Annotated in this window: 6 protein-coding genes and 1 pseudogene; 5 read left to right on the top strand and 2 right to left on the bottom strand. The window is 56.6% G+C overall.

Going from position 1 to position 3427, the window contains the following annotated elements; translation table 11 throughout:
* The coding region (locus tag ASG62_RS17870; RefSeq protein WP_156382229.1) for a transposase at nucleotides 1-125 on the bottom strand (125 nt) is incomplete at its 3' end.
* A gap of 73 nt (nucleotides 126-198) precedes the next feature.
* Here ASG62_RS17870 and ASG62_RS27665 point away from each other — a divergent pair.
* From ASG62_RS27665 to ASG62_RS17860, 3 genes and pseudogenes are all read left to right on the top strand, one after another.
* Nucleotides 199-390: pseudogene (locus ASG62_RS27665) on the top strand (hypothetical protein); the annotation flags it as partial.
* Between the two features lie 150 nt (nucleotides 391-540).
* Entirely contained in the window at nucleotides 541-816 is a 276-nt protein-coding gene (locus tag ASG62_RS17865) for an HU family DNA-binding protein (protein WP_056700264.1), read from the top strand.
* A 5-nt stretch (nucleotides 817-821) separates the two neighbouring features.
* On the top strand, nucleotides 822-1286 hold the full coding sequence (locus ASG62_RS17860) for a hypothetical protein (RefSeq protein ID WP_056700258.1): 465 nt from the start codon (nucleotides 822-824) through the stop codon (nucleotides 1284-1286).
* A gap of 349 nt (nucleotides 1287-1635) precedes the next feature.
* On the opposite strand, the gene ASG62_RS26675 is transcribed toward ASG62_RS17860, so the two are convergent.
* Complete coding sequence (locus tag ASG62_RS26675; RefSeq protein WP_156382228.1) at nucleotides 1636-2151, bottom strand: hypothetical protein; 516 nt, start codon at nucleotides 2149-2151, stop codon at nucleotides 1636-1638.
* A 111-nt stretch (nucleotides 2152-2262) separates the two neighbouring features.
* Between ASG62_RS26675 and ASG62_RS17855 the strand changes: the two genes are divergently transcribed.
* Both ASG62_RS17855 and ASG62_RS26670 read left to right on the top strand, forming a co-directional pair.
* Complete coding sequence (locus ASG62_RS17855) at nucleotides 2263-2724, top strand: hypothetical protein (RefSeq protein WP_056700261.1); 462 nt, start codon at nucleotides 2263-2265, stop codon at nucleotides 2722-2724.
* Between the two features lie 85 nt (nucleotides 2725-2809).
* The gene (locus tag ASG62_RS26670; protein ID WP_156382227.1) at nucleotides 2810-3214 is read left to right on the top strand and encodes a hypothetical protein; all 405 of its coding nucleotides are present in this window, start codon (nucleotides 2810-2812) and stop codon (nucleotides 3212-3214) included.
* The last annotated feature ends 213 nt before the right edge of the window (nucleotides 3215-3427 follow it).

Below are 3427 nucleotides of genomic sequence, written 5' to 3'. Positions count from 1 at the left end.
TGACCGACCACGTTCGGATGCACCCCGTGCTTCTTGGCCAGTTCGGCCAGCGTCAGCTCGCCACGGATCGCATCCAGCGCGACCTTAGCTTTGAATTCCGCGGAATACCGCGCCCTCTTCGACATGCTTGGATCGTCCCTATCAGCAGGCGATCCACTCTAAACACTGGTCCGAATTTTCGGGACCACCTCTGGTCATCGCTCGACCAAGGTCGTGATCGCCTGTGCCCACCTCAATCATGACGTCGCCGACAACGCCGCGGCCAATCTCGCCGCGCTCTGCCAGCGCTGCCACATGATCCACGATCGGCCACACCATCTCGCCCGCCGACGCATCACCTACCTTATGCGACGTGCCATCGGAGACCTGTTTGCAGGGCCCTACCGGTAGCGGCCAGTGCAAAGCGGTGGCCCGCAGAATTGTTGAGAGGGGGGCAGAAACCGTTCATGTCCCTATGACCTCCAACCTTGCCCATGACATCGCTCAGACGGTATGCGCTCCCTCGTCGAGATGACGATGCAAGCTTCACTGGAGACGGACGTGAACAACAGCGATATCGCGGCCTTGGTTGCCGAACAGCATTCCATCTCCAAGGCTGATGCCAAGGCGATCGTTGAGAGCGTCTTCGCAGCTCTGGCGGACGCGGCCGCGCGTGACGAGGAAGTCTCCATCAACGGGTTCGGGAAGTTCAAGGTTAAAGAGAGCGGACCGCGCGAGGGCAGGAATCCGTCAACGGGCGAGACGATTCAGATCGCGGCATCCAAGAGGTTGGGCTTTGTCGTGGCCAAAGCGTTGAAGGATCGCCTGAAGGGCTGATCGCCATGAACGAACGATGGCTTGTCGAGGAGCTGATCCTCGTCGGCCTGCTGAAAGTCGTCCAGCAGGGTGCAACCCTTCCCGATTTCGCCAACATGGGGGCCGCCGAGCATCTCAAGACGGCGGCACGCGAACTCATGGATCAAGCGCCGCCGGCTGCTCGGCCGAAGATCCAGCGGCGGGTTCAAGCCACAGCTCGTCGATGCATAAGCCCCTCGGTGACGCGCGATACGCACGTTGCGACGCTGGGGCTCGCTGCATATCATTTGCTGGAGCACCTCCTTGACGAAGGCTACGTCTCCATCGGTACGTTGAGCCCGCTATCCTGCGCGATCGATATGATCCTTCCGGCTCTCGAGCCGGCAGCCAACGACGAGGAGCAAATGACCGACAGCCGAACAACGGCCATCGGCATCTTCCAGAACCTGCAGAAGGAGGGCCTCTTTCGGGGCGTCGTCCCGATGGTTTGATCCATGGCGGCGGGCGCTTGGACGTTGATCGTCAGATTGTCCATTGCAAAGCAGATGAAATCGCTCTTGCGGCGATCACGGCGAACCTCCCGCGTTCACGGTCGGGTGAGCCATCCCGTTGGTAGGCCTGCTAACGCGAAGGACGGGTGGAAGAACGAACCCGCTTCCGCGGGAAGGGCGGCGGCCTGCCTCGAAGGCGCCGCTAATCGAAGCAGACCTCTCGCATTTTCATTCCTGCCAAGCTCGTCATGCACCTATTTTCTGCACTATCTAGCCCATTCGCGAGGCTGGCAGCTGCGCCGCGTGCAAAAGTCTTAATTTCTGCACATAAGTCGACAGTTTCCAATGCTTAGCGTTTTTTCGGTAGTTTTTGCCGGGCAGCTTGCAGAGCGTGGATGCTGGGCTGCGCTAATGTATGAAGTTCTGATGAATCAAGGATCAACGACATTAGCCGACTACGAGCAGTCGCCGCAGCGGCTACAACCGCTTGCCAGTTGCAGTCATCGATTATTCCTTCATGGTCGTAATAATCGTCATTAGGCGGCCTATAAGCACAGATCATTGCATGTAAATTGCCAACCGCTTCTAATTCATCATTAGTTATTAGTCCGTTCGATACATGATATGTCAGAACTGGAGAGGCTTGCGAAATGTAGTCAGCTCTGTCTTCAAAGACCCCAAACGTAATCTCTATACTTTCAATGTATGAGATTATAAATTCCAAGAATGTGTAGTGTGGGTTCCATGTTATTGGATTTATGTTTAACCAGGTCGCTTTTTGCATTTCAATGTCAGCGATCTCGCTAAGGCTTGAGAGCCATAACAAGCGCCACTGCTTTCTCCGTTCATAGAGATTTTCAGTCACGTCCAGCCGCTCTCCAACCATCCCAGCGTTGCCAAGGCTCCGCACAAGAGGCTTGAATTATGATACATCAACCTATTGCAGAGCTTCTATGCCCATGTCTGAATGCCATGCATGGTGAGCAGTCAGGATGTAGGGATCTACCATGAGGTGGCCGGTGGCACGGAACTCCTGCGCTGGTTCGGCCAGGCGCCGAGCTTCCACGACGCCGAAATTCTTAGCCTAGACCTGCGCCGCGAGGGGCAAAGCGCGTTGCGTCTTCACGGCTGGATCATGACGGACCCGGTCGGCGAGGATGGCTGCATCACGCTTAACCGACATGTCATCGTGACCTTCGCACTAAACGATATCATGGACCTGCAACTCGAAGGCTTCAGCATCCAAAACGTCATCGGTGGGCTGATCCTACGCCGCGCTCGTGATCGCCCGGAGCGCCGGGGCTACCTCGCGCTCGATCCTCTACCGCAGGACATCGAAATCGAGTTTGAGCCTTGCTACGGCTTGAGCGGCCTGATCCGAGCCCGCTCCATAGCCATCACTTTTCAGCCGTGCAAACCTGATGCTCAGGATGGCTGAGGTCCGCTTTCGACCCAAGCATACAATTTGCCCCCGCCTACGGACGCCAATTGCAGACGCCGACCAAATCGCGTCTATCTGCCGTATGAGCTTCAGCTATGGCATATCGCTTCAGGTGCATCACCCGGATGCTGATCCGACCGACATTGCTCGGGGTGTAGGTCTGCCGGTGAATCGAAGCTGGAAGTTGGGCCAGCCTCGCGTAACGCCACGCGGCACTGCGTTGGCGGGACATTACGACGCGACTTATTGTTTGTTTGATCTCGGCGCAGGTAATGATGGCGAATTAGCAGAACGGCTTCAAGCGATTGTTGCTGCACTTATTCCCAGGCGGGATTTCCTTCTTGGCCTGCGGGCGACTGGAGGCTCGATCAATTTCTATATCACATGGACTGTCGGAGAACGGGGCGAGATGTTCGACTGCTCGCTTCTTTCCGACCTTGTGGGCCTCGGCATTGATCTCGGGATCGAGCCTATCGGGGACGAATAAACGACCGCTATCTGCGCTAACCATCCAAAAAGCCGACTGCCTCTTTTCCACCCACCCCAGCCATGCCAAAGCCCGTGCAAAACTCTTGATTAATGCACCATGCGTCAGCAGCTAAGTACGCCTACGGTCTAAACCGCCTTTCGGACTAACCGGCGCGGTAAGAGACTGCGCGTATGGACGTCCATAAGCACAGTGCCTTCGAGCGGTTGGAGA

This window comes from Aureimonas sp. Leaf427, from assembly GCF_001425485.1.
GTDB lineage: Bacteria > Pseudomonadota > Alphaproteobacteria > Rhizobiales > Rhizobiaceae > Plantimonas.
This window is presented reverse-complemented; position numbering and strand designations above follow the sequence as displayed.

Excerpts from the sequence above, each read along its gene's own strand:
- ASG62_RS26670 (WP_156382227.1), top strand. The coding sequence starts at position 2,810 with ATGAGCTTCAGCTATGGCATATCGCTTCAGGTGCATCACCCGGATGCT.
- ASG62_RS17855 (WP_056700261.1), top strand. The coding sequence starts at position 2,263 with ATGGTGAGCAGTCAGGATGTAGGGATCTACCATGAGGTGGCCGGTGGC.
- ASG62_RS17860 (WP_056700258.1), top strand. The coding sequence starts at position 822 with ATGAACGAACGATGGCTTGTCGAGGAGCTGATCCTCGTCGGCCTGCTG.